Below are 24,511 nucleotides of genomic sequence, written 5' to 3'. Positions count from 1 at the left end.
GTTCAGATGATCGTCCGCACCACCGCCGAGATCACCGACACCGACCGCGACATCACCAGCGCCGACGGAAACTGGCGCTCGAAGCGCATCGTCCTCGCCGGGGACGGTGTCGGGTTCTCGTTCCACGAGACCACCATCGCCCCCGGTTCGGTCAACGAGTTCCACTACGCCCACCACGTGGAGGCCGTCTGGCTGATCGAGGGCGACGGCATCCTCACCGACCTGGACAACGGCGAGGTCCACGAACTGCGTCCGGGCACGATGTACCTGCTCGACGGCCACGAACGGCATCGCGTCGAACCGGTCACCCCGATGCGGATGCTGTGCGTGTTCAACCCCCCGGTCACCGGCCGGGAGGTGCACGACGAGAATGGCGTCTATCCGCTGATCGAGTCACCGGCCTGACGAGGAGTTCCCATGACACCCGTGCCCGTCGCCCTCGGCCCGCGCGCCGACCCGCTGCTGGCGGAGGCGATCACCCGGGGCGGCGGGCGCTGTGCGCCGATCGACGAGGCGCGGGCGCTGGTCTGGGACGCGGGCCCCGACGGATTCCCGGACTCGCTGCCGGAGTCGGTCCGGTGGGTGCAGCTGTACTCGGCGGGGGTCGAGGACTGGTTCGCGGCGGGCGTCTTCTCCCGCCATCCGGAGGTCGAATGGACCTCCGCGGCAGGCGCATTCGCCGCGACGGTGGCCGAGCACGCGCTGACGCTGCTGCTGGCGGGGGTGCGCGCGCTGCCCGACCAGAGCGCCGCGACCACGTGGCGCCAGCAGGAGTTCTTCGGTCGGGTCGGCACGCTGCGCGGCAGCCGGGTCGGCATCCTCGGCGCCGGCGGCATCGGACGGGCGCTGGTGCCGATGCTGACCGCGGTCGGCGCGGAGGTGGTCGCCGTGAACCGTTCCGGCGCACCGGTTCCCGGCGCCGCACTGACACTGCCCGCGTCGCGGACCGACGAGCTCTGGGACCGGGTCGACCACGTCGTGGTCGCCGCGCCCGCCACCGCGGACACCCGGCACCTGGTCGGCGCCGAGCAGCTGCGGCGGCTGGGTCCGCGGTCGTGGGTGGTCAACGTCGCCCGCGGGTCGCTCGTCGACACCGACGCGTTGGTCGCCGCCCTGCGCGAGGGCCGGATCGGCGGCGCCGGACTCGACGTCACCGACCCGGAACCCCTCCCCGACGGGCACCCGTTGTGGACGCTGCCGAACGCGATCGTCACGCCCCACTGCTCGAACCCGCCCGCGGTGCGGCCCCCGGCCTTCGCCGACCACGTCGCCGCGAATGTGCGCCGCTTCGTGGCCGGCGAGGAACTGCTGGCCCGGGTCGATCCGGTCGCCGGTTACTGAGCCGGCGCCGACTCGCCCGGCTCCTCCCGCGGGGCGGCGGCACGCTTCGCCGGCGACACCCGAATCACGCCCGCGTCCAGGTCGAGTTCGACGCGCGGGTGATACGCCTGCCCGCCGCCGTCCTGGCTGTCGTCGTTCTCCAGCTTCTTTCCCGGGAACATCTCACCGATAACACCCATGTGATCGACCGTACTCGCGGCACGCTCGGACGACCCGATCCTCAGGGTCGTTCTGCAGGCTCGGCGTCGGGGAAGAACAACTCGCGGGCCCGCCGCGCCACCTCCGCGGAGGGCACGTCCTCGACCTTCGTGCAGACCGCCCAGCGGTGACCGAACGGGTCGAGGAAGACCCCGTGCCGGTCGCCGGAGAAGGTGTCCTGCACCGCCGTCACCAGGGTCGCACCCTCGCGGACGGCCCGGGCGACGAACGCGTCGCAGTCCTCGACGTACACGACCAGCGAGCCGTGCACCCACCCCGGCTCGGGGGCGCGCAGACCGAAGTCGGGCATCTCGTCGGACAGCTGCAGCATCGAATCGCCGATCCGGATCTCGGCATGCATCACGCCCCCGCCCGGGGCGTCCATCCGGTCGACGATCTCGGCGCCGAGTCCGCGCCGGTAGAAGTCGAGCGCGGCGGACCCGTCGGGCACGGCGAGGTAGGGCGTCAGGGTGCGGTAGCCGGTGGGAATCGGATTAACGGTGGTCATGACGCCGAGCCTGCCCCGCAGCCACCACCCCGGTCTTGAAGATTCGCGACAGGGTTAGCCTGGACGTCATGACCGCCTCGACCGCTCGCCCGTCCGCGGACGTGACGAAGCTGGCGGCGCTGGCGCGGGGCCGGACCGTGGTCGCGTTGACCGGCGCCGGGATGAGCACCGATTCGGGAATCCCCGACTACCGCGGCCCCGGCTCGCCCCGCCGCAATCCGATGACGTACCAGCAGTTCATGGGTGACGCGGCGTTCCGGCGGCACTACTGGGCGCGCAACCATCTCGGGTGGCGGTTCATGGACGCCACGCGACCCAACGCCGGTCACCGCGCACTGGCCGCGTTGGAACGATCGGGGCAGGTGCGCGGGGTGATCACGCAGAACGTGGACCTGCTGCACACGAAGGCGGGCAGCAGGTCGGTGATCGACCTGCACGGCAGCTACGCGCAGGTGCGGTGCATGGGCTGCGAGCATCGGATCTCGCGCATGTCCCTCGCCGAACGGCTCGATGCCGCGAATCCCAGATTTGCCGAATCCGTCTCCGCCGCAACGGGTGTCGAGATCGCGCCGGACGCAGACGCAGTGATCGCGGAGACCGCACACTTCCGCGTCGTCGACTGCGACCGCTGCGGGGGCATCCTCAAACCCGACATCGTCTACTTCGGCGAGTCGGTACCCCGCGAGCGGGTGGACGCCGCGTTCGCGATGGTCGAGTCCGCGGAGCTGCTCCTGGTGCTCGGCTCGTCGCTGACGGTGATGTCGGGTCTGCGCTTCGTCCGCCGCGCCGCCAAGATCGGTGTCCCGGTCGCGATCGTCAACCGCGGCGCCACCCGCGGGGACGAGTTCGCGACCGTCACGCTGCACGCCGGCTGCTCCGAAACCCTCACCGCCATCGGTGGTCAGCTGGTCGCGGGATTCCAGACGTAGACCCTGTTGGTCAACGGCCCCAGCCAGGGCACGTCGAGCTGGTGCCGGTGTCCCCACCGGTCGAGCTGAAAGGCGGCGGTCATCCCGTGCCACGACGTGCAGTACACCTCGGCCGCGCCGAACGGGCTGATCACGACCTTGTCGCCGGCGCCGTCCCGAATCCACGCCTGCGGATCCCACGGCGCACGGAACGACTCGCACCGCACGTACTCCCCGAACCCGGTCGCCGCGGCCGTCGGCGCGAGCAGCGTCCCCGACAGCGCCGCTGCCAGACCCGCCGCGGTCGCCAGTACGAGCTTCATTCCCGTTGCCTCCCCATCGCTTTCACCAGCAGCAGGGTCAGTACGCCACCGGATCCCAGAAGTAGACGTTGCTCCAGCCGTACTGGGTGGACCCCACCGCTTCGAGCGGCGGCACCAGCCGATGTTTCATGCCCGACGGGTCGAGCTGGTAGGCGGCCATGAATCCGTGCCAGTCCATGCAGAGGATCCGATCGGTCCCGAACGGGCTGACCACGGTCGCATTCATCGTTCCCGGCGTGTCCGGCGCGAACGGCACCTTGAAGTGTTCGCTGCACGGACGGAACTCGGGTACTCCGGAGGGCGCGGCCGCCGCCACCGGCGCCAGGCCGACTCCGACCGTCACCGCTCCCACCACCGCCGACATCACGCGCTTCATCCGATCGCCTCCCCAGCCGAATCATCCCGGACAGTCTGTTTGTCCGTGTGCCGGGCTCCGGCGTTACAGCGAGACCTCCGCCCGCTCACATCGGGGAACCACCGCAGGTGGAACGGGGAGGCGGGCGAGCGTCAGAGCCGCACGAGGTCGTCGGCGTGCACCACGGGCCGCTGCATGTCGGACGGCAGCTCCATCGTCGACCGGCCGAGCATCTCGTCGAGTTCGCTCGCGTCGTAGGCGACCACCCCCCGCGCGACGGAGGCACCGTCGGGGCCGATCAGCGACACCACGTCGCCGCCGAGGAACCGGCCGGCGGTCGCGGTGATACCGGTGGGCAGCAGGGACCGGCGCTTGTCGACGACCGCCCGCACCGCACCGTCGTCGAGGTGCAGCTCGCCCCGGGTGTCGGCGGCGTGCCGCACCCAGAACTTGCGTGCCGAGAGCCGCGCCGGCCGGGCCGCGAACGCGGTCCCGACGTCGGCCCGGGACAACGCCCGCGCCGCGTCGGTCGCGGCGGCCAGCAGCACCGGCACCCCGGAGTCGGCGGCGAGCCTGGCGGCGGACAGCTTCGACGCCATCCCCCCGGTCCCCAGCGCTCCCCCGGATCCCGCGACCACCCCGTCGAGGTCCTCGGGGCTGTTGACCTCCGGGATCAGCGTGGCCCCGCCCTTGCGGGGATCGCCGTCGTAGAGCCCGTCGACATCGGACAGCAGGATCAGGGCGTCGGCGCTGACCAGGTGCGCGACCATCGCCGCGAGCCGGTCGTTGTCGCCGAACCGCAGTTCCGCGGTCGCGACGGTGTCGTTCTCGTTCACCACCGCTACGGCGTGCAGGGCACGCAGCCGGTCCAGGGTGCGCTGCGCGTTGCGGTACTGGGTGCGCCGCGCGATGTCGTCGGCGGTGAGCAGCACCTGGCCGACGGTCCGCCCGTAGCGGTCGAACGACGTCCCCCATGCGTGGGCGAGGGCGAGCTGCCCGACGCTGGCCGCGGCCTGCTTGGTCGCCAGGTCCCGCGGACGCTTCGACAGCCCGAGCGGGGCGATGCCCGCGCCGACGGCACCCGACGACACGACGACCACGTCGGAACCCGCGCGCATGCGGGCCTCGATGGCGTCGGCGAGCGCGTCGAGCTTGCCGCGGTCGAGGCCGGACTCGAGGCTGGTCAGGGCCGACGACCCGATCTTGACGACGATGCTGCGTGCGGTGGCGATCTCGGCGCGGGTGCCGGACACCTCGGTCACTGGTCTTCGGGATCGGCGGCCTCGAGGCCACGCCGGACGCGGTGCGCGTGCTTGCGTTCGGCGGCGCCGATCCGGTCGACCTGATCGAGGCGGGCGTCCGTGCCGCGTCCGGTGCGGGTGATGTCGACACCGGCCGGGGTCTGCGGCTCCCACTCGAAGCTGACGTCGCCGATCGTCACCGAACAGCCGGGTTCGGCGCCCATCTTGACGAGTTCGTCCTCGACGCCGAGCCGGGCGAGCCGGTCCGCGAGGTAGCCGACGGCCTCGTCGTTGTCGAACGCGGTCTGCCGGATCCAGCGTTCGGGCCGGGTGCCGCGGACGATGAACCCGCCGGGGTTCTCCGGATCGGCGATGATGCTGAAGCCGGTCTCGTCGACCGCGATCGGCCGGATGACCTGACGCTTCGGCGCGGCGGGCGGATGCGCCTCGCGGTACTCCTGCACCATCTTCGCCAGGGCGAACGTCAACGGCCGCAAGCCTTCCCGGCTCACCGCGGAGATCGTGAAGACCGGCCAGCCCCGCTGCTCGAAGTCGGGGGTGACCATCTCCGCGAGGTCCGCGGCGTCCGGCACGTCGGCCTTGTTCAGGATCACGATGCGGGGCCGGTCGGCGAGGTCGCCGAGACCGGCGTCGCCGGTCAGCGCCGGCTTGTAGGCGGCCAGTTCCGCTTCCAGTGCGTCGACGTCCGACACCGGGTCCCGTCCCGGTTCGAGGGTCGCGCAGTCCACGACGTGCGCGAGCACCGCGCAGCGCTCGAGGTGCCGTAGGAAGTCGAGGCCGAGTCCGCGGCCGTCGCTGGCCCCCGGGATCAGGCCGGGGACGTCCGCGACCGTGAACGTGGTGTCGCCGCTGGAGACGACACCGAGGTTGGGCTGCAGGGTGGTGAACGGGTAGTCGGCGATCTTCGGCTTCGCCGCGGAGAGCACCGACACCAGCGACGACTTGCCCGCGGACGGGAACCCGACCAGTCCGACGTCGGCGACGGACTTCAGTTCCAGGACGAGGTCGCGTTCGACCCCCTCCTCGCCGAGCAGTGCGAAGCCGGGTGCCTTGCGGGCCTTCGACGAGAGTGCGGCGTTGCCGAGGCCGCCGCGGCCGCCCTGCGCGGCGACGTACCGGGTCCCGGTGCCGATCATGTCGGCGAGGATCTCGCCGCCCGTGCCCAGCACGACGGTGCCGTCCGGCACCTTCAGCACCAGGTCGGATCCGTTGCCGCCCTCCCGGTTCCCGCCCTCGCCCTGGCGGCCGTTGGTGGCCTTGGCGCGGGGGTGGAAGTGGAAGTCCAGCAGCGTGTGCACGCTCGAGTCGACCTCGAGCACGACGTCGCCGCCGCGGCCGCCGTTGCCGCCGTCCGGTCCGCCGAGCGGCTTGAACTTCTCGCGGTGCACGGAGGCGCAGCCGTTGCCGCCCTTGCCGGCGCTGACGTGCAGCACCACTCGGTCGATGAACCGGGACATGACTGCCGGATCCTTCCCTTCAGTCGGTGAAAAGCAGGAGGGGCGGGCCGGGTGTGTGACCCTGGCCCGCCCCTCTTGGAAGCGTTGCTCGAAGCAGCAGACTCAGGCCTGTGCTTCGACCGGAACGATGTTCACGGTCTTGCGTCCACGCTTGGTGCCGAACTCCACGGCACCGGCAGCGAGGGCGAACAGGGTGTCGTCGCCACCACGGCCGACGTTGACGCCCGGGTGGAAGTGCGTGCCGCGCTGACGCACCAGGATCTCGCCGGCGCTGACGGACTGGCCGCCGAAACGCTTCACGCCGAGTCGCTGGGCATTCGAATCGCGACCGTTACGGGAGCTGGATGCACCCTTCTTGTGTGCCATGACGGACCCTCCTCAGGGTTCTACGAAGTCTCGAACGCTCGAGTTACTTGATGCCGGTGACCTTGAGGACCGTCAGCTTCTGACGGTGGCCCTGACGCTTGTGGTAGCCGGTCTTGTTCTTGAACTTGTGGATCCGGATCTTCGGGCCCTTGGTCTGCTCGACGACCTCGCCGGTGACCGTGATCTTGGCCAGCTTGTCGGCGTCGGTGGTCAGCTCGGCTCCGTCGACGACGAGAACCGGGGTCAGCGAGACAGCAGCGCCGGGCTCACCCTCGATCTTCTCGACCTTGACGAGGTCACCAACAGCGACCTTGTACTGCTTTCCGCCGGTCTTGACGATCGCGTACGTTGCCATCGACGGCTACCCCTTGCTAATTCGAACGTGCTCGCGCGGCAGCAGCCGCACGACTGGTCTGGTGTACTTGCTTCCCCGGACATCCCGGCACCCTCACGGGCGCAGCGCAGCGATGTCACCGAGTAGCGACCGGTCAAGATTACGGGATGGCGTGTCGCAGGGTCAAACCGCCCTCACACGACCGAACCGCACTCTCGACCGGTCCGCCGATCAGGCCTCGGCTGGCGGACCCGCCGGGCGTGCCGCCGCCCGACGACGCGGCCGTCGCTTGCCCGCGGAGGGTTCCGCAGACGCCCCGGCACCGTCGCCCACGAGCGCATCCGCCGGCGGCTGCGGGACCTCCGGAGTGGTCAGGGCGGCTGCCGGTGTGGTCGCCGGCTGCGGGGCCGGCTCCGGGTGCTCGTCGGCCGGGATCACGACGACGGTGCCGACGTCGGCCGGCTCCCCCGCCGCGGGCGCGGCGGACGCCCGCGACGCCCGCCGGGCCCGACGCCGTCCGCGAGCCGGAGCGGCCGTTGCCACGGGCTCCTGGGCGGCCGGGGGCTCCTCGGCGACCTCGGCTTCCACCTCCACGACGGCAGGCTCGACGCCGGGGGCCTCCGCGATCGGGGTCTCGACGACCTCGGGTGCGGCGCTCTCGGCCATCTCCGCGACCGCGGGTGCCGCGGTCTCCGCGACCCCGGCGACCTCGGTGGCCGTCTCGTCCCGGCTCTCCGCCTCCGGGGCGGGCTGCGCGGTGTCCTCGTGCAGGTGCGCGGCCATCGCGAGAGCGACGGGGTGCGCACGCTTGGCGGTCGCGTCGGCCTCGGCGGTGTGCCCGTTCTTCTCCACGACCGGCTCGGTGGGCGCGGGCGACTTGTCGCGGCCGCGCTTGCGCCGGCCACCCGCCTCGCCCTTGCCCTGCGACCGCGCACCGCCGTCGTCGCCGGAGCGCACCTCGACGGGATCGGCGTGGACGAGGATGCCGCGGCCGTGGCAGTGCTCGCACGTGGTGGAGAACGCCTCGACCAGCCCGGTGCCGAGCTTCTTGCGGGTCATCTGGACCAGGCCGAGCGAGGTCACCTCGGAGACCTGGTGCCGGGTGCGGTCCCGGCCGAGCGACTCGGTGAGCCGGCGCAGCACGAGGTCGCGGTTCGACTCGAGCACCATGTCGATGAAGTCGACGACGATCATGCCGCCGATGTCGCGCAGCCGCATCTGCCGCACGATCTCCTCGGCAGCCTCGAGGTTGTTGCGGGTGACGGTCTCCTCGAGGTTGCCGCCCGAGCCGGTGAACTTGCCGGTGTTGACGTCGACGACGGTCATCGCCTCGGTGCGGTCGATGACGAGGGTGCCGCCGGACGGCAGCCACACCTTGCGGTCGAGAGCCTTGGCGAGCTGCTCGTCGATGCGCTTGGCCTCGAACACGTCGGGGCCGCCGTTGCCCTCGTACCGCTCGACCCGCGGCAGCAGGTCGGGGGCGACGGTCTTGATGTAGCCCTCGACCGTCGACCACGACTTCTCGCCCTCGATGACGATCTTCGAGAAATCCTCGTTGAACAGGTCGCGGACGACCTTGACCAGCAGGTCCGGCTCCTCGTACAGGGCCTTCGGGTTGCCGGACTTGCCCTTGTCGGCGGTCTCGGCCTGCTTCTCGATGTCGGCCCACTGCGACTGCAGCCGCAGCACGTCGCGCGCGAGTTCCTCCTCGCTGACGCCCTCGGCGGCGGTCCGGATGATGACGCCGGCGTCGGCCGGGACGACCTCTCGCAGGATCTCCTTGAGCCGCTTGCGTTCGGTGTCGGGCAGCTTGCGGCTGATGCCGGTGGAGTTGCCGCCGGGCACGTACACGAGGAATCGGCCGGCGAGCGAGATCTGGGTGGTCAGCCGGGCGCCCTTGTGCCCGACCGGGTCCTTGGACACCTGGACGAGCACCTGGTCGCCGGGCTTGAGGGCCTGCTCGATCTTGCGGCTGTTGCCGCCGAGCCCGGCGGCCTCCCAGTTGACCTCACCGGCGTAGAGGACGCCGTTGCGTCCGCGGCCGATGTCGATGAACGCGGCCTCCATCGACGGCAGCACGTTCTGCACGCGACCGAGGTAGACGTTGCCGACCATCGACGCGGACGCCGAGGTGGTGACGAAGTGCTCGACGAGGACGCCGTCCTCGAGCACCGCGACCTGCGTCAGGCCGTCCGGGTGGGCCGCGCCGGTCTTCTCGCGGACCACCATGACACGGTCGACTGCCTCCCGGCGGGCCAGGAACTCCGACTCGGTGAGGATCGGCGGGCGCCTGCGACCGGCGTCGCGGCCGTCGCGGCGGCGCTGCCGCTTCGCCTCCAGCCGGGTGGAGCCGGAGATGCCCTGCACCTCGTCCTTCGCGCGGGCCTTGGTGCGCGGTTCGCGCTCGTGCACGACGGTCGCGACGCCGTCGTCCTCTGCGGTCTCGGTCGTGTCGGCGCTGCCCTTGCGGCGACGCCGGCGCCGACGGCGACGGCTGGTGCCCTCGCCGGCCTCCTCGGCCTCCTCGCCTTCGACGGTCTCGCCTTCCGCGGTCTCCGCGACCTCGGCCTCGGCGGCCGGCTCGGTGAGCTCGGTCTCGCCGGCCTCGGCCTCGGCTTCCTCGGCGGCCTCCTCGACGCCCTGCTCTCCGCGACCGCGACCGCGACCGCGGCGACCACGCCGGCGGCGACGGCCCTGGCCCTCGCCGGTCTCGTCCTCGGTTTCGGGGCGTTCCTCGGCGGCCTCGGCGGCGGCCTCGACGGCGGGCTCCGCAGCGGCGGCCTCCGCGGCCACGGGCTCCGCCTCGACCTCGGCCTCGGTGGTGACCTCGATCGGCGCGGCCTCGTCGGGTGCGGCGGCCGCGCGCCGGGCGCGGCGGCGGCGCGGGGCGGGTTCGACGGCAGCGGCTTCGGGCTGCAGGAACAGCGGGGCCTGGAACAGCGGCGCGGCCTCCTGCGCCGCGGCCGACGCCTGCTGGGTCTCGACGTCGGTGAACAGTCCGGGCTGGATCTCCTCGGGGAGATGGGCCTCGGCGATCTGGTCCGCTGTGGCCTGCACCGCGGCGGGTTCGACCGCCTCGGCGGCCGACTCGGCGGCGGCCTCCGCAGCCGGCTCGACGGCCTCGGCGGGAGCGGTGATCGCCGCGTGCACCCGCTCCGCGAGGGCCTTGTCGACGCTGGACTGGGCGCTGCGCAGTTCGGTGCCGAACTCGGCGACCTTCGCGAGCACCTGCTTGCTGGTCAGTCCCAGCATCTTCGCGAGCGCGTGCACCCGGATCTTCGCCGGGAACGCGGGAACGCTGGACTGTGAATTTTCGGGCGGCGCTTGATCGGCCACGTAAGTCTCCTCGGGCCCCCGGGCGCGTCCACCTTCACGGATGTGCGCGGCCACTCGAGGGCGCTGTCTGTGTCTCACACCGGGGTGTGAGTTCGTCTGGTCTCGCGCCGTGCGGCGCCTGGCAGGCTGAACTCCGCGATCCGTGCGCCGACCATCCAGCATGCCGCCGGGGAGGGATTTCCTTCACGCGGCGGCAGCGATGCGGGCATCGAGCCGTGGTGTCATCCGATCGGACCGCACCTGTGACGGCAGTGACATCACGACAGTGACGAAACAGATGTGGGTCGACCGTCACCAGTATCCCACACGCGCGCCCTCGGCCGCGCCAACGGCGCTCCACGACACCGGCCGCGCGAGGACGCGCGGCCGGGCGGGGTCGTCAGGCTCGGGCGAGATGCGGGAACCAGAGGGCGATCTCGCGCTCGGCGGACTCGACCGAGTCCGATCCGTGCACGAGGTTCTGCTGACCGTCGAGGGCGAGGTCGCCGCGGATGGTGCCGGGGACGGCCTTCTCGACGGGATCGGTGCCGCCGGCGATCTGACGGAACGCCGCGATCGCGCGCGGCCCCTCGACGACGGCCGCGACGAGCGGGCCGGAGGTGATGAAATCGAGCAGACCCGGGTAGAAGGGCCGCTCCGCGTGTTCGGCGTAGTGCGTGCCCGCGACGTCGAGGTCGGGGGTGCGCATCTCGAGCGCCGTGACCGCCAGCCCCTTGCGCTCGATCCGCGCGAGGATGTCCCCGACGAGTCGGCGGGCGACGCCGTCGGGCTTGATCAGTACCAGGGTCCGCTCAGTCACGAAACATCAGCCTAAGGCATGCCTCCCCCACCCCGGTGCGGAGCCCCCGGGGCACGGGGAGGCCACCTCCACGACGTTCAGTCTCGTTGGCCCGGAAGCAGTCCGCGTTCGATCCGCGCCTGGATGTCCTTGCGCAGGTACAGCATGTACACCCACACCGCCGCGAACAGCAGACCCATCGCACCGACCGCCGGGTGGACGAACCAGCCCGCGATCAGCGCGACCTGCAGACCGAGGTTCAGACCCATCGCCCACGGCCGGGACTGGACGCCGCACGCGAGGATCATCACCACACCGAGGACGACGAGGTAGACGACGGCGCCGGCACCGACCCCCTCGCCGAGCTTCGCGATCGCGGGGATCGCGAGGAACACCACGATGGACTCGAGGATCAGCGTGCCGGAGCAGACGCCCCGGAACCCTTTCCACGGGTCGTTGGCCGGCGGCTTGAACGCGGCCGGCTGGTCGGGAGTGCTCACGCGGGGTCCTTTCCGAACAGGGTGCGGGCGGCGCCGGCGGTGACGACGGACCCGGTGACGACGACACCGGCCCCGGAGACCGCCTCGCCGGGTTCGGCGACCTCCTCGGCCAGTCCGATCGCGGTTTCGATCGCGTCGGGCAGGGTCGGCGCGACCACCACCCGCTCGTCGCCGAATCGCGCGACCGCGAGATCGGCGAGCCGCTCGACGTCCATGCCGCGGGGTGAGCCGTTGTGGGTGACGACGAGTTCGTCGAACACCGGCTCGAGCGCGGTGAGGATGCCGTCGACGTCCTTGTCCCCCATGATCGCGACGACGCCGACGAGTTTGCGGAAGTCGAACTCGTCGGACAGCGCCACGGCGAGGGCGCGGGCGCCGTCGGGGTTGTGGGCGGCGTCGAGGAACACGGTGGGCGCGCTGCGCACCCGTTCGAGCCGGCCCGGATTCGTCAGGGACGCAAACCCTTCCCGGATCGCGTCGACGTCGAGTTGCCGGTCCGGCCCGGCCCCGAAGAACGCCTCGACCGCGGCGAGCGCGAGCGACGCGTTCCGCGCCTGGTGCTCGCCGTGCAGCGGCAGGAAGATGTCGGTGTAGACGCCGCCGAGCCCCTGCAGCTCGAGTTGCTGTCCGCCGACGGCGATCTGCCGGGCGAGGACCGCGAACTCGGAGCCCTCCCGGGCGACCGCGGCGTCCGCCTCGACGGCACGCCGCAGCAGCACGTCCATCACCTCCGGCTCCTGCTGCGCGAGGATCGCGACGGTGTCGCGGGGCACCAGCGAGTCCGGGGCCTTCTTGATGATCCCGGCCTTCTCGGCGGCGATCCCGGCCAGATCGTCGCCCAGGAACTCGGCGTGGTCGAGGCTGATCGGGGTGATGACCGCGACCTGGCCGTCGATCACGTTCGTGGCGTCCCACCGGCCGCCGAGCCCGACCTCGATCACCCCGACGTCGACCGGCGCCTCGGCGAACGCGGCGAAGGCCATCGCGGTCAGCACCTCGAACTTGCTCATCGCCGGCCCACCCGCGGCCTGCGACTGCGCGTCGATCATCTCGACGTACGGCGCGAGCTCACGGTAGGTGTCGACATACGTGCGCGGCGAGATCGGCGCGCCGTCGATGCTGATGCGCTCGGTCGCCAGTTGCAGGTGCGGGCTGGTCGTCCGGCCCACCCGGCGATGCAGTCGGGTGAGCAGGGCGTCGATCATCCGCGTCACCGACGTCTTGCCGTTGGTGCCGGCGACGTGGATCGCCGGATACGCCTGCTGCGGCGACCCGAGCAGGTCCATCAGTGCGGCGATCCGGGTCAGCGACGGCTCGATCTTCGTCTCGGGCCACCGCTTGTCGAGTTCGGCCTCGACCAGGGCCAGTTCCGCGAGATCCACCGGGGACGGGACCCCCGCGTCCTCGAACGGCCGCGCCTGCTCGTCGCTCACGCCGGACCCAGCTCCTGCAGTCGCGCGGTGATCCGGGCGATCTCCTCCTGCGCCACCTGCTGACGCCCCCGGATCTTGTCGACGACCGCGTCGGGCGCCTTCGCCAGGAACGCCTCGTTGCCGAGCTTGGCCGTGGTGCCGGCGAGTTCCTTCTCGGCGACCGCGAGATCCTTCTCGAGCCGCTTGCGTTCGGCGGCGATGTCGACGCTGCCGGAGGTGTCGAGTTCGACGACGACGGTCGCGCGGGCCAGTCGCACCTCGATCGACGCGGTGGCGGCGAAATCGGCACCGGGCTCGGTGAGCTTGGCCAGGGACGCGACGGCACCGACCTGTGCGGTCAGGTCGGCGGTGTCGATCTCCGTCAGCCGCGCGGCGACCTTCTGCGAGGGCTTGAGGCCCTGGTCGCTGCGGAAGCGGCGGATCTCGGTGACGAGCTTCTGCAGGTCCGCGACCCGACGGCTGGCGTCGGCGTCCGGCGCGACACCGGTGGCCGCGGGCCACGACGCGACGACGACGGACTCGCCGCCGGTGAGGACCTTCCACAGGGTCTCGGTGACGAACGGGATCACCGGGTGCAGCAGTCGCAGCAGCGCGTCGAGGACGGTGCCGAGCACCGCCTTCGTCCCGTCCGCGTGCACGCTGCCCTCGGCGAGCTGCGGCTTGGCGAGCTCGAGGTACCAGTCGCACACCTCGTCCCACGCGAAGTGGTAGAGCGCCTCGCAGGCCTTGGAGAACTCGTAGCGTTCGAACGCCTCGTCGACCTCGGCGCGCACCTGCTCGAGCCGGTCGAGGATCCAGCGGTCGGCGTCGGTGAGCGCGGCGCGGTCCGGCAGAGCGGCTGCCACGGCACCGTTCATCAGGGCGAACTTCGTCGCGTTGAACAGCTTGTTCGCGAAGTTGCGGGAGGACTGCGCGTGGTCCTCGCCGACCGCGAGGTCGCTGCCCGGGTTGGCGCCGCGAGCCAGCGTGAAACGCAGCGCGTCGGCGCCGAAGCGGTCCGCCCAGTCGAGCGGGTCGATGCCGTTGCCGCGGGACTTCGACATCTTCTTGCCGTACTGGTCGCGGACCAGGCCGTGCAGGAACAGATCCGTGAACGGCACCGTGCCGCCCTGGAGGGCGTCGTCGCCGGAGACGCGGGTGCCGAACATCATCATCCGCGCCACCCAGAAGAACAGGATGTCGTAGCCGGTGACGAGAACACTGGTGGGATAGAACTTCTCGAGTTCGGCGGTCCGCTCGGGCCAGCCCATCGTCGAGAACGGCCACAGGCCGGACGAGAACCAGGTGTCGAGTACGTCCGGGTCCTGCTCCCAGCCGGCGGGCGCGGCCTCGTCCGGTCCGAAGCACTGCACCTCGCCGTTCGGGCCGTACCAGATCGGGATGCGGTGGCCCCACCACAGCTGCCGGGAGATGCACCAGTCGTGCATGTTGTCGACCCACGCGAACCAGCGCGGTTCCTGGCTGGCGGGGTGGATCGTGGTCTCCCCGTTGCGAACGGCGTCGCCGGCGGCCTTCGCCAGCCCGTCGACCTTGACCCACCACTGCATCGACAGCCGCGGCTCGATGGTCTCGCCGGACCGCTCGGAGTGGCCGACGCTGTGCACGTAGGGACGCTTCTCCGCGACGACACGCCCCTGCTCGGCGAGCGCCTCACGCACCTTCACGCGCGCCTCGAACCGGTCCATGCCGTCGAATTGTGTTCCGGTGTCGGCGATCTTGCCGGTCTTGTCCATGATCGTGGGCATCGGCAGGTTGTGCCGCAGACCCATCTCGAAGTCGTTCGGGTCGTGGGCGGGGGTGATCTTCACCGCGCCGGTGCCGAACTCGGGGTCGACGTAGTCGTCGGCGATGATCGGGATCTGCCTGCCGGTGATCGGGTGCTCGAGCGTGGTCCCGACGATGTGCTTGTACCGCTCGTCGTCCGGGTGCACCGCGACGGCGGTGTCGCCGAGCATCGTCTCGACGCGGGTGGTCGCGACGATCACGTGCGGCTCGTCGTCCTTCAGGGAGCCGTAGCGCAGCGAGACCAGCTCACCCTCGACCTCCTCGAACTTGACCTCGATGTCGGAGATCGCGGTCTGCAGCACGGGTGACCAGTTGACGAGCCGCTCGGCGCGGTAGATCAGGCCCCCGTCGTAGAGGCGCTTGAACATCGTCTGCACCGCGCGGGACAGACCCTCGTCCATCGTGAAGCGGTCGCGGGACCAGTCGACGCCGTCACCGATGCGGCGCATCTGCCCCTGGATCGTGCCGCCGGACTCGCGCTTCCACTCCCAGACCTTCTCGACGAACGCGTCGCGGCCGAGGTCTTCCTTCGACGTGCCGTCGGCGGCGAGCTGCTTCTCGACGACGGTCTGGGTGGCGATGCCGGCGTGGTCCATGCCGGGCAGCCACAGCACCTCGTAGCCCTGCATCCGCTTGCGGCGGGTGAGCGCGTCCATCAGGGTGTGGTCGAGCGCGTGACCCATGTGCAGGCTGCCGGTGACGTTCGGCGGGGGCAGCACGATCGAGTAGGCGGGCTTGTCGCTGGTCGCGTCGGCCCGGAAGTAGCCGGCGGCTACCCAGCCCTCGTAGAGCTGTTCCTCGACGGCGCTGGGGTCCCAGCTCTTCGGGAGGGCGTCGGCGGGGTTCGTGGGGTCTTGCGGCGCGGCACTGGTCACCTGCGCAATTCTAGAGAACGGCACCGGCCGTGGTTCCCGCCACATCGCCGTGTGCGCCGCGACCCGGCCGGGTGGCGCGGAATTCGCTGGCGCCCGGCGCCGGGCGACGGTGTGATGGCGTCATGAACGTCGACGAGTACGCCGGCCTGGACGCGGTCGGAGTCGCCGCCCTGATCCGCTCCGGCGAGGTGACGGCCGCCGAGGTCGAGGCGGTGGCGCGCCGCGCGATCGGCGCGGTGAACGGCGACCTGAACGCGCTGACCTCGCCGCTGTTCGACCCGGCTCCGGCGGCGGACCGGTCGGGACCGCTGGCCGGGGTGCCGTTCGTCGTCAAGGACAGCGGCCCGTTCGTCCGGGGGATGCCGTTCACGCTGGGCAGCCGCGCGATCCGCGGCGCCGTCGCCGGTACCGACCACGAGCTGATGACCCGGTTCCGGGCCGCCGGCCTGGTCGCGTTGGGCCAGACGACCGCGCCCGAGTGGGGGCTGAACTTCGCGACCGAGTCGCGCCGGTACGGGGCGACCCGCAATCCGTGGGACCCGCACCGCGGGGTCGGCGGGTCCAGTGGCGGCGCCGCGGCGTTGGTTGCGGCCGGGGCGGTGCCGTTCGCGCACGGCAACGACGGCGCGGGGTCACTGCGGGTGCCCGCCTCGTGCTGCGGACTGGTCGGACTCAAACCGGGCCGGGGCCGCACCCCGAGCGGCCCCCTGGCGGGTGAGGTGGGGTTCGGGCAGGTCTACGAGTTCGGTCTCACGCGCACGGTCCGGGACTGTGCGGCCCTGCTCGACGCCGTGTCCGGCCCGGTCGTCGGCGAGAAGTACGCCGCCACTCCCCCGGCGCGGCCGTTCGCGACGGCGGTCCGCACCGACCCCGGGCGGCTGCGGGTCGCGGTGTCGACGACCGCCCACACGCCGGTGGACCGGCAGGTGGCGGACGCGGCGGTGACGGCCGCCAGGCTGCTCGAGTGGATCGGCCACGACGTCACCGAGGCCGCGCCCGCGGTCGCGCCGGACGACGTCGTCGAGGCCTGCCTGCTCACCGCGCTGTCGACCGGTGCCGCGATGCTGCGGGCGCCGGCGCGGCCGAACCCCGATCTGCTGGAAGCGGTGTCGCGGGTCGTGCTCGGCGAGACCGTGTCGGCGTCGCTGCTCGATGTCGCCGCCGGGATCGACGCCCAGCACCGGGTGACCCGCGCCGTCGGCACATTCTTCACCGCCCACGACCTGCTGGTGACGCCGACGATGGCGCAGCTGCCGCCGTCGCACGGCACCCTCGACTACGACGCCGAGGGTCACACGGTGCGGTCGTGGCTGCGGCGGATCTTCGAGGTCGGTCCGTTCACCGCCGCCTTCAACGTGTCCGGCGGACCGGCGATCAGCGTGCCGCTCGCGCAGAGCCGGGAGGGGTTGCCGATCGGGGTGCAGCTCGTCGCCGCGCCCGGCCGCGAGGACCTGCTGCTCCAGGTGGCCGCGCAACTGGAGCAGGCGGCTCCGTGGCGGGACCGGACGCCGCCGATTCACGCGGACACGCGTCGCTGATCCGGCGACGGTCAGCCGAGGTCGTCGAGTCGCTCGGCCAGGGCGCGGAGCGCGGGCACCGCCGCGTCGATCGCGGCCCGCTCGCTCTCGTCGAGCCCGGCGAGCGCCGCGGAGATGCGGCGCTCGTTCGCGCGGACCCACGCGTCGAGGCGCGCCTCACCGGCCGCGGTCAGACGCACCTGGACGGCACGTCGGTCCTGTGGATCCGGCTCGCGCACCACCAGTCCGGCCTGGACCATCTGATGCACCAGCGTGCTCACGGTGTTGGTGGCCATCCGGTGCTTGCGCGCCAGTTCCACGATCCGCATGCCGGGCTCCCTGGCCAGCCGCTGGAGGAACTCGACCTGCGCCATCGGGAGGGCTTCCCAGGCGAAATCCTCACGGACACTGGACCGCAGCGAGCGACGCAGCTGCGTGATGGCCTCGGTGAGAGCCCACGCGTCACCGTCCGCGGCCTCGATCGGCCCGACCCCGGGCTCGGTCTCGCCCATGTTAATGTACTTCTGCTACAGAACTATCTCGCACCAGAACAATGTACGCCTCGGCGACGACACCACGCACACTCACGCAGGGAAGACGACATGAGCGACGCCCACCCGCAGCGCCGACCACTGGCCGTGTACTCGGTCGGCGAGGAACCGGATGTCCGCTTCTCGCTGGCCAACGAACGCACCGCGCTGGCGTGGGTCCGCACCGCGCTGGCCCTGATCGCCGGCGGGGTCACCCTGACAACGGTCGCGGGCCTGACGGCGTCGCCGTTGATCGTGCACGTCCTGTCGATCGTCGCCTGCGTCGCCGGCGGGGCGCTCGCGGTCGTCGCGCTGCTGTCGTGGCGGCGCAACGAGCGCGCCCTGCGACTGAACCGCCCGCTGCCGGCCCCGCTCCCCCTCCCCTGGCTGGTGGCGGGCATCACCGTCGTGTCGGTGGGCCTGGTGGCGTTCGCGGTCGCATCGACCCTGCAGTCGGCATGACGGTCGATCCGGGACTCCAACCCCAGCGCACCGCCCTGGCCTGGCAGCGCACCGGTCTGTCCGTGTTGCTCACCTGCGTCGCAACCGGTTTCGCCGCCCTCCGGCACGGCTTCCCGGCCCTCGCCGTGGGCGCGATCCTCGCGGGTGCCGTGATCTGTCACCTCGCGGTTCGCCACTTCCCGAAGGGCCCGGACCGCACGGCCGGCACGGACACCGTCTGGCCCACCATGGTCGCCACGGTGACGCTCGTCGTGATCACCTCGTTCGTCGGTTCGGCGCTCGCGGTGACGGAGACGTTCGGGCGCTGACGGTCGCGGGCGAGTGCCGGCCGTCCCGGTGACCGGGGCCCCGACTAGGTTGGCCGCCATGGCAACGGCGTGGGTGTTCCTGGTGGCGGCGATCGGCGCGGAGGTGCTCGGAACCAGCCTGTTGCCCCGCAGCGACGGCTTCCGCCGGGCGGTCCCGACGCTCGCCGTGCTCGGCCTCTACGCGGCCGCGCTGTACTGCCTGTCGCAGGCGCTGCGCACGCTCGACGTCGGGGTCGCGTACGCGGTGTGGGCCGGGGTCGGCACCGCGGTCGTCGCCGCGATCGGGATGCTGGTCCTGCACGAACCGCGGTCGGCGTCCAAGGTTCTCGGGATCGGCCTGGTGATCGCGGGGGTCGTCGCGCTGAACCTCGGCGGTGTCGCGTGAGCGGGCGGCGCGCCGCGGTGCCTCGGGCGTGGGCGTTTCTCGCGGCGGCGATCGCGTTCGAGATCACCGCGACCGTCCTGCTCGACAGCACCGAGCAGTTCACCCGGCCCCTGCCCTCGATCGTGGTCGCCGTCGGGTACGTCACGTCGTTCACCTGCATGGCGCAGGCGCTGCGCACGCTGCCGGTGAGCCTGGCCTACGCGCTGTGGTCGGGTCTCGGGACCGCCGCCGTCGCGGTGATCGGGGTGCTGTTCCTCGGCGAGGGACTGTCCGTCGCGAAGATCGCGGGCCTCGCACTGATCGTCGCCGGTGTGGTGGTCCTCAATCTCGGTGGCGCCGCCGGTCGTTCGGATGGCACCGCCGGGGACGACGGGTCAGCGCAGTCCGTGCCTGCGGGCGACGATCTTCTCGACGAGTCCGCGGGGCCCGAGCCGGCGTAGCGCGAACACGACCGGCGCGTTGCTGCCGACCGCGTACAGCGGCTTCGGACGGTCCGCGTCGATCGCCGCGAGAACGGTCTGCGCGACCTTCTCCGCGGTGACGCCGGACCGTTCGTTGGCGTCGAGATGCTCGATCATCGTGCGGTAGTCCGCGGTGTACGGCGACCCGTCCGCGAGATAGTGCGTGCGGCGCTCGCCGATACCGGTGCTGATCGAGCCGGGCTCGACCGTCGTGATCGCCACCCCGAAGGGCGACACCTCGCGCCGCGCGGCGGTCGCGAAACCCTTGATCGCCGCCTTCGTCGCCACATACGAGGAGCGGTGCGCGAGAGGAAAACTCGCGAGCATCGACCCGACCATCACGACCCGTCCGTAGCGGCGGGCCCGCATCCCGGGCAGCAGCAGCTGGGTGAGCCGGACCGCGCCGAAGACGTTGGTGCGGAACAGGCGCTCGATCGCGTCCATCGGCAGCTCCTCGAACGGCCCGCTCTGACTCTCCCCCGCGTTGTTCACGAGCACGTCGACCTCGCCGGCGGCCGCGGCGCACGCGGCGATGCCGGCCTCGTCGGTGAGGTCCAGCGGCAGGTACTCGACGCCCGGGATCGGATGCGGAATCTTCGACGGGTTCCGGCTGGTGCCGTAGACCGTCCAGCCGCGGCCGGCCAGGGCGCGGGCGACGGCCTCGCCGATCCCCGACGACGCCCCGGTCACCAGTGCCGTCCGAGTTCCGCCCATGCGCCGACCGTCCTTTCGTGCCGTGCCCGCCGCCGGGCACCACGGATGCCGAACCTATCGCACTACTTGGTCAGCAGCGGCGCGATGCGCGGCGGGATCTTGTCCAGCGCGTAGGGCAGCGACAGGACCGTGCTCCAGGTCATCGCCTCGGCGGCCTCGTCCTCGAGGATGATGACGCGACCCTCCTTGACGGCGGGCAGCTCGCCGTAGACCGGCGTCGCGGCCAGCTCGGCACGCAGCTTGTCGCCGAATCCGCCGCCTGCGTACCAGACGAGCAGGTCCGCGTTCGCGAGGGTGAGCTGCTCGGTGCTGATCGGGGCGAAGTTGGTGTCGGTGATCTGCTGGGTGACCGGCGGATTGACGAATCCCAGCTCGGTGAAGAACCGCACCTTCGGGTCCTCGGGGCCGTAGACACCGAACTGGCCGGGGCCCTTGAGCGCGCCGACGATCACGGTCTTGCCCTGGAACTCGGGGTGCGCGGCGGAGACGTCGGTGAACTTCTTCTGCACCGACGCGACGAGTGCGTCGGCCTTGTCCGAGCGACCGAGCGCCTTCCCGACGATCCGGGTCTGGTCCTGCCACGGCACGCCGTAGTCGGCGAACTCCTTCGGCTGGGTGACGGTCGGGGCGAGCGCGGACAGCTTGTCGTGCTCGGTCTGGGTCACGCCGGAATAGGTGCCCAGGATCAGGTCGGGGTTCGTCGAGGCGACCTTCTCGACCGAGATGCCGGTGTTGGCGGTGCCGATGATCGTGGGGTGGGCACCGCCGAGCAGGTCGTGGGCCCACGGCCAGGTGGCGTCGGGCTGATTGCCGTACCAGTCGAACACGCCGACCGGGACGACGCCGAGCGCGAGGATCGCGTCCTGGTCGTTGTACCCCACGCTGGCCACGCGCTGCGGGTTCGCCGGAACGACCGTCTCCCCGTACTTGTCGCTCACCGTGGCCCCGGACGAGCCACCCGACTCCCCGTCGCCGCTGCTGCAGGCCGCCGCGGCGAGTGCGAGCACCACACCGGACGTTCCGAGCAGAAATCCCCGACGCGTCAACCCGCCAGCCATCGACACTCCTCACACCAATCGACAAAAGCTAGGTAAGGCTAGCCGAAACCTCCCGGGCGTGGGTGGATCCGGGTGACGGAACACTCGGGCACGCGCCAGTATGGACACATGACGCGCAGACGGCCGGCCCAGGACATCGACGAATCCCAGCTCGTGGTCGGTCATCCGCAGGACCACGCCGCCGGCGTCACCGCGGTCGCGGTGTCGATACAGCGCGCCGTCGAGCAGATGGGCCCGATCCGCACCGCGCGCACCCTGACCCGGGTCAACCAGCGTCACGGCTTCGACTGCCCCGGCTGCGCGTGGCCTGAGACGCCCGGACACCGCAGGCCCGCGGAGTTCTGCGAGAACGGCGCGAAGGCGGTCGCAGAGGAGGCGACGCTGCGCACCGTCACCCCCGAGTTCTTCGCCGCACACCCGGTCGCCGAACTCGCAGGCAAGACGGACTACTGGCTCGGCCAACAGGGCCGGCTCACCCACCCGATGGTGTTGCGCGAGGGGGCCGGTCACTACACGCCGATCGGGTGGGACGAGGCGTTCCGTCTGATCGCGGACGAGTTGCGGACGCTGCCGGACCCCGACCACGCCGTCTTCTACACCTCCGGCCGCACCAGCAACGAGGCGGCGTTCCTCTACCAGTTGATGATTCGCAGCTACGGCACCAACAACATGCCGGACTGTTCGAACATGTGCCACGAGTCGTCGGGCAGCGCGCTCACCGAGTCGATCGGGATCGGCAAGGGGTCGGTCACCGTGCCCGACCTCGAGTTCGCCGACCTGATCCTGATCGCCGGACAGAACCCCGGCACCAACCATCCGCGCATGCTCTCGACGCTGGAGGCCGCGAAGGGCAACGGCGCCAAGATCATCGCGATCAACCCGCTGCCCGAGGCCGGCCTGCTGCGGTTCCAGGACCCGCAGAAGGTCGGCGGCGTGATCGGCAAGGGCGTGGCGATCGCCGACGAGTTCCTGCAGATCCGGCTCGGCGGCGACATGGCACTGTTCCGGGGGCTGGCGCGGCTGCTGTTCGAGGCCGACGACGCCGCACCCGGCACCGTCGTCGACCGGGCCTTCGTCGCAGAGCACTGCGCCGGATTCGACGAGTACGAGCGGGCCGCCCGGGCCGTCGACCTCGACACCGTCCTCGACGCCACCGGGCTGACGAGGGCCCAGCTCCGGGTGACCGCGGACGCACTGATCCGGTCGCAGCGCACCATCGCCTGCTGGGCGATGGGGCTGACGCAGCAGACCCACGGTGTCGCGACGATCCAGGAGATCACCAACCTGCTGCTGATGCGCGGCATGATCGGCAAGCCGGGCGCCGGCGTGTGCCCGGTCCGCGGCCACTCCAACGTCCAGGGCGACCGCACGATGGGCATCTGGGAGAAGATGCCCGACTCCTTCCTCGACGCCCTCGACCGGGAGTTCGGCATCACGAGTCCGCGCCGGCACGGACTCGACACGGTGAACGCGATCCGGGCGATGCGGGACGGGCAGGTCGGGGTGTTCATGGCGATGGGCGGCAACTTCATTCGCGCCACCCCGGACACCGCCGCCACGGAGGAGGCGCTGCGACGCTGCCGGCTCACGGTCCAGGTGTCCACGAAGCTGAACCGCTCGCACGTCGTGACCGGCCGGGAGGCGCTGATCCTGCCGACCCTCGGCCGCACCGACAAGGACATCCAGGCGAGCGGTAAGCAGGTTGTCTCCGTCGAGGATTCGATGTCGATGGTGCACCTGTCGCGCGGCGGCCTGACCCCGGTCAGCGAACACCTGCGCAGCGAGGTCGGCATCGTGTGCGACCTCGCCCAGGAGCTGCTCGGCGAGGATCACCGCGTACCGTGGGCGGCGATGTCCGCCGACTACGACCGGATCCGCGACGCGATCTCCCGTGTCGTGCCGGGATGCGAGAACTACAACGAGCGGGTCCGCCGGCCCGACGGCTTCCAGCTGCCGCACCCGCCGCGGGACCGTCGCGAATTCCCCACCCGCACCGGCAAGGCCAACTTCGTCACCGGCGACCTGCGGTGGGTTCCGACCCCGCCCGGCCGCCTGATTCTGCAGACCCTGCGCAGCCACGACCAGTACAACACCACGATCTACGGCCTCGACGACCGGTACCGCGGGGTCAAGGGCGGACGCCGGGTGGTCTTCGTGTCCGCCGCCGACCTCGCCGAGCAGGGGCTGGTCGACGGGTCTCGGGTCGACGTCGTGTCCGAGTGGACGACGGCAGACGGGACCGTCGAGGAGCGTCGGGTCCACGACTTCCGGGTCGTCGAATACCCCACCCCGAAGGGCAACGCCGCCGCCTACTACCCCGAGACCAATCCCCTGATCCCGCTCGATCACGTTGCCGCCACGTCCAACACCCCGGTCTCGAAGGCCGTCGTCGTGCGGCTGGAGCCGGTCGGGGGGCGGTGATGGGACGCGTGACCGCGCGACGGTCGGTCCTGCGAATCGGCCCCGGCGGCACGGTCCGCCGCCCGGACAGCCTCGCGGTCGAGGAACCACTGGAGATCCGGATGGCCGGCCGGTCACTGACCGTCACGATGCGCACCCCCGGCCACGACATCGACCTGGTGCACGGGTTCCTGCTCGCCGAGGGCATCATCCGCACCGCGCAGGACGTGGCGGTGATCCGCTACTGCGACGGTGTCGACGAGGAGGGGGCCAACACGTACAACGTGCTCGACGTCGCCCTGGCGCCAGGTGTCCCGGAACCGGTTGCCGCGCAGCGTAATTTCCTGACCACGTCGGCGTGCGGGGTGTGCGGCAAGGCGTCGCTCGAGGCGGTTCGGGTGCACGCACCGTACGACCTGAGCGCGTCGCCGCTGACGGTCCCCGCCGCGGTACTGACGTCCCTGCCGGACACGATGCGGGCGCGGCAGCGGGTCTTCGACTCCACCGGCGGCCTGCACGCGGCCGGGCTGTTCACCGCCGACGGGGCCCTGCTCGCACTGCGCGAGGACGTCGGACGCCACAACGCCGTCGACAAGGTCCTCGGTTGGGCACTGACGCAGGACCGGGTACCGCTGACCGAGGCGATCCTCGCGGTCAGCGGCCGGGCCTCGTTCGAACTGGTGCAGAAGGCCGTCGTGGCGGGGGTCCCGATGCTGACGGCGGTCTCGGCGCCGTCGTCCCTCGCGGTCGACCTCGCCGCGGAGTCGTCCCTGACCTTGGTGGGATTCCTCCGCGGCGACACCATGAACGTCTACACCGGGGACCGGCGGATCACACTGGCGTAGCGATCCGGCCAGGGCACCCGCTCGCAGGCGGATGGACGGTCGGGTCGAACCCGCAGTGCCCGTGCGCGTTCC

26 protein-coding genes are annotated in these 24,511 nt (G+C 71.5%); 10 read left to right on the top strand and 16 right to left on the bottom strand.

Translation table 11 applies throughout. The annotated features are described in order from the left end of the window. Window positions 1–6 precede the first annotated feature (6 nt). Both ABD951_RS07015 and ABD951_RS07010 read left to right on the top strand, forming a co-directional pair. Window positions 7–405 carry an ectoine synthase gene (locus ABD951_RS07015; protein ID WP_345343048.1) on the top strand — a complete coding sequence of 133 codons (399 nt, stop codon included), beginning with the start codon at window positions 7–9 and terminating at the stop codon, window positions 403–405. Between the two features lie 12 nt (window positions 406–417). Continuing rightward, entirely contained in the window at window positions 418–1,341 is a 924-nt protein-coding gene (locus tag ABD951_RS07010) for a D-isomer specific 2-hydroxyacid dehydrogenase family protein (RefSeq protein ID WP_345343047.1), read from the top strand. Here the strand turns inward: ABD951_RS07010 and ABD951_RS07005 are convergent. Both ABD951_RS07005 and ABD951_RS07000 read right to left on the bottom strand, forming a co-directional pair. After that, complete coding sequence (locus tag ABD951_RS07005; protein WP_345343046.1) at window positions 1,335–1,520, bottom strand: hypothetical protein; 186 nt, start codon at window positions 1,518–1,520, stop codon at window positions 1,335–1,337. The genes ABD951_RS07010 and ABD951_RS07005 overlap by 7 nt on opposite strands. Before the next feature lie 41 nt (window positions 1,521–1,561). Then, entirely contained in the window at window positions 1,562–2,047 is a 486-nt protein-coding gene (locus ABD951_RS07000) for a VOC family protein (protein WP_345343045.1), read from the bottom strand. Window positions 2,048–2,115: 68 nt separating this feature from the next. Between ABD951_RS07000 and ABD951_RS06995 the strand changes: the two genes are divergently transcribed. Next, entirely contained in the window at window positions 2,116–2,976 is an 861-nt protein-coding gene (locus ABD951_RS06995; protein WP_345343043.1) for an NAD-dependent protein deacetylase, read from the top strand. Here the strand turns inward: ABD951_RS06995 and ABD951_RS06990 are convergent. The 11 genes from ABD951_RS06990 to ABD951_RS06940 form a co-directional block, all read right to left on the bottom strand. Beyond that, window positions 2,949–3,278: a hypothetical protein gene (locus ABD951_RS06990; RefSeq protein WP_345343041.1), complete on the bottom strand. Its 330-nt coding sequence runs from the start codon at window positions 3,276–3,278 to the stop codon at window positions 2,949–2,951. The genes ABD951_RS06995 and ABD951_RS06990 overlap by 28 nt on opposite strands. 37 nt (window positions 3,279–3,315) lie before the next feature. After that, window positions 3,316–3,654 carry a hypothetical protein gene (locus ABD951_RS06985; protein WP_345343040.1) on the bottom strand — a complete coding sequence of 113 codons (339 nt, stop codon included), beginning with the start codon at window positions 3,652–3,654 and terminating at the stop codon, window positions 3,316–3,318. Window positions 3,655–3,785: 131 nt separating this feature from the next. Continuing rightward, window positions 3,786–4,886: a glutamate 5-kinase gene (gene proB / locus ABD951_RS06980; RefSeq protein WP_345343908.1), complete on the bottom strand. Its 1,101-nt coding sequence runs from the start codon at window positions 4,884–4,886 to the stop codon at window positions 3,786–3,788. A gap of 5 nt (window positions 4,887–4,891) precedes the next feature. Further along, window positions 4,892–6,352 carry a GTPase ObgE gene (obgE, locus tag ABD951_RS06975; protein ID WP_345343039.1) on the bottom strand — a complete coding sequence of 487 codons (1,461 nt, stop codon included), beginning with the start codon at window positions 6,350–6,352 and terminating at the stop codon, window positions 4,892–4,894. 102 nt (window positions 6,353–6,454) lie between these two features. Continuing rightward, window positions 6,455–6,718 (bottom strand): 50S ribosomal protein L27, encoded by a 264-nt coding sequence (rpmA, locus tag ABD951_RS06970; protein ID WP_345343038.1) that lies wholly within the window; start codon window positions 6,716–6,718, stop codon window positions 6,455–6,457. A gap of 43 nt (window positions 6,719–6,761) precedes the next feature. Continuing rightward, on the bottom strand, window positions 6,762–7,073 hold the full coding sequence (gene rplU, locus ABD951_RS06965) for a 50S ribosomal protein L21 (protein ID WP_345343037.1): 312 nt from the start codon (window positions 7,071–7,073) through the stop codon (window positions 6,762–6,764). Window positions 7,074–7,283: 210 nt separating this feature from the next. Then, window positions 7,284–10,388, bottom strand: coding sequence for a translation initiation factor IF-2 N-terminal domain-containing protein (locus ABD951_RS06960; protein WP_345343036.1), 3,105 nt, complete (start codon window positions 10,386–10,388; stop codon window positions 7,284–7,286). Window positions 10,389–10,767: 379 nt separating this feature from the next. Next, window positions 10,768–11,187 (bottom strand): nucleoside-diphosphate kinase, encoded by a 420-nt coding sequence (gene ndk, locus ABD951_RS06955; RefSeq protein WP_345343035.1) that lies wholly within the window; start codon window positions 11,185–11,187, stop codon window positions 10,768–10,770. A gap of 77 nt (window positions 11,188–11,264) precedes the next feature. Then, window positions 11,265–11,666 carry a DUF4233 domain-containing protein gene (locus ABD951_RS06950; protein WP_345343034.1) on the bottom strand — a complete coding sequence of 134 codons (402 nt, stop codon included), beginning with the start codon at window positions 11,664–11,666 and terminating at the stop codon, window positions 11,265–11,267. Beyond that, entirely contained in the window at window positions 11,663–13,099 is a 1,437-nt protein-coding gene (gene folC, locus ABD951_RS06945; RefSeq protein WP_345343033.1) for a bifunctional tetrahydrofolate synthase/dihydrofolate synthase, read from the bottom strand. Before folC ends, ABD951_RS06950 begins: the two co-directional genes overlap by 4 nt. Continuing rightward, complete coding sequence (locus tag ABD951_RS06940) at window positions 13,096–15,759, bottom strand: valine--tRNA ligase (protein ID WP_425569791.1); 2,664 nt, start codon at window positions 15,757–15,759, stop codon at window positions 13,096–13,098. The genes folC and ABD951_RS06940 overlap by 4 nt, the downstream gene beginning before the upstream one ends. Window positions 15,760–15,881: 122 nt before the next feature. Here ABD951_RS06940 and ABD951_RS06935 point away from each other — a divergent pair, with 122 nt between their 5' ends. Next, window positions 15,882–17,297 carry an amidase gene (locus ABD951_RS06935; RefSeq protein WP_345343031.1) on the top strand — a complete coding sequence of 472 codons (1,416 nt, stop codon included), beginning with the start codon at window positions 15,882–15,884 and terminating at the stop codon, window positions 17,295–17,297. 11 nt (window positions 17,298–17,308) lie between these two features. On the opposite strand, the gene ABD951_RS06930 is transcribed toward ABD951_RS06935, so the two are convergent. After that, entirely contained in the window at window positions 17,309–17,788 is a 480-nt protein-coding gene (locus ABD951_RS06930; protein ID WP_345343030.1) for a MarR family winged helix-turn-helix transcriptional regulator, read from the bottom strand. A gap of 90 nt (window positions 17,789–17,878) precedes the next feature. On the opposite strand from ABD951_RS06930, the gene ABD951_RS06925 reads away from it, so the two are divergent. Genes ABD951_RS06925 through ABD951_RS06910 form a run of 4 tightly spaced genes read left to right on the top strand, consistent with a single transcriptional unit; the run spans window position 17,879 to window position 19,401 of the window. Then, window positions 17,879–18,268: a YidH family protein gene (locus tag ABD951_RS06925; protein ID WP_345343029.1), complete on the top strand. Its 390-nt coding sequence runs from the start codon at window positions 17,879–17,881 to the stop codon at window positions 18,266–18,268. Then, the gene (locus tag ABD951_RS06920; RefSeq protein ID WP_345343028.1) at window positions 18,265–18,576 is read left to right on the top strand and encodes a DUF202 domain-containing protein; all 312 of its coding nucleotides are present in this window, start codon (window positions 18,265–18,267) and stop codon (window positions 18,574–18,576) included. Before ABD951_RS06925 ends, ABD951_RS06920 begins: the two co-directional genes overlap by 4 nt. 58 nt (window positions 18,577–18,634) lie before the next feature. Continuing rightward, window positions 18,635–18,961, top strand: a complete 327-nt coding sequence (locus tag ABD951_RS06915) for a DMT family transporter (protein WP_345343027.1) — start codon at window positions 18,635–18,637, stop codon at window positions 18,959–18,961. After that, entirely contained in the window at window positions 18,958–19,401 is a 444-nt protein-coding gene (locus ABD951_RS06910; RefSeq protein WP_345343026.1) for a DMT family transporter, read from the top strand. Before ABD951_RS06915 ends, ABD951_RS06910 begins: the two co-directional genes overlap by 4 nt. On the opposite strand, the gene ABD951_RS06905 is transcribed toward ABD951_RS06910, so the two are convergent. Beyond that, window positions 19,336–20,136: an SDR family oxidoreductase gene (locus tag ABD951_RS06905; protein ID WP_345343025.1), complete on the bottom strand. Its 801-nt coding sequence runs from the start codon at window positions 20,134–20,136 to the stop codon at window positions 19,336–19,338. The two genes, ABD951_RS06910 and ABD951_RS06905, sit on opposite strands and share 66 nt — an antisense overlap. Before the next feature lie 62 nt (window positions 20,137–20,198). Next, window positions 20,199–21,194 carry an iron-siderophore ABC transporter substrate-binding protein gene (locus ABD951_RS06900; RefSeq protein ID WP_345343024.1) on the bottom strand — a complete coding sequence of 332 codons (996 nt, stop codon included), beginning with the start codon at window positions 21,192–21,194 and terminating at the stop codon, window positions 20,199–20,201. A 108-nt stretch (window positions 21,195–21,302) separates the two neighbouring features. On the opposite strand from ABD951_RS06900, the gene ABD951_RS06895 reads away from it, so the two are divergent. Together ABD951_RS06895 and fdhD are read left to right on the top strand one after the other, a co-directional pair. Continuing rightward, window positions 21,303–23,615 (top strand): FdhF/YdeP family oxidoreductase, encoded by a 2,313-nt coding sequence (locus tag ABD951_RS06895; protein ID WP_345343023.1) that lies wholly within the window; start codon window positions 21,303–21,305, stop codon window positions 23,613–23,615. Continuing rightward, a complete protein-coding gene (gene fdhD, locus ABD951_RS06890; RefSeq protein ID WP_345343021.1) occupies window positions 23,615–24,439 on the top strand; it encodes a formate dehydrogenase accessory sulfurtransferase FdhD in 825 nt (274 codons plus the stop codon). The genes ABD951_RS06895 and fdhD overlap by 1 nt, the downstream gene beginning before the upstream one ends. Window positions 24,440–24,511 lie beyond the last annotated feature (72 nt).

The organism is Rhodococcus olei, from assembly GCF_039540555.1.
GTDB classification, from domain to species: Bacteria; Actinomycetota; Actinomycetes; order Mycobacteriales; family Mycobacteriaceae; genus Rhodococcus_G; species Rhodococcus_G olei.
The sequence above is the reverse complement of the archived record's forward strand: the minus strand, read 5'-3'. Positions and strand labels throughout refer to the sequence as shown.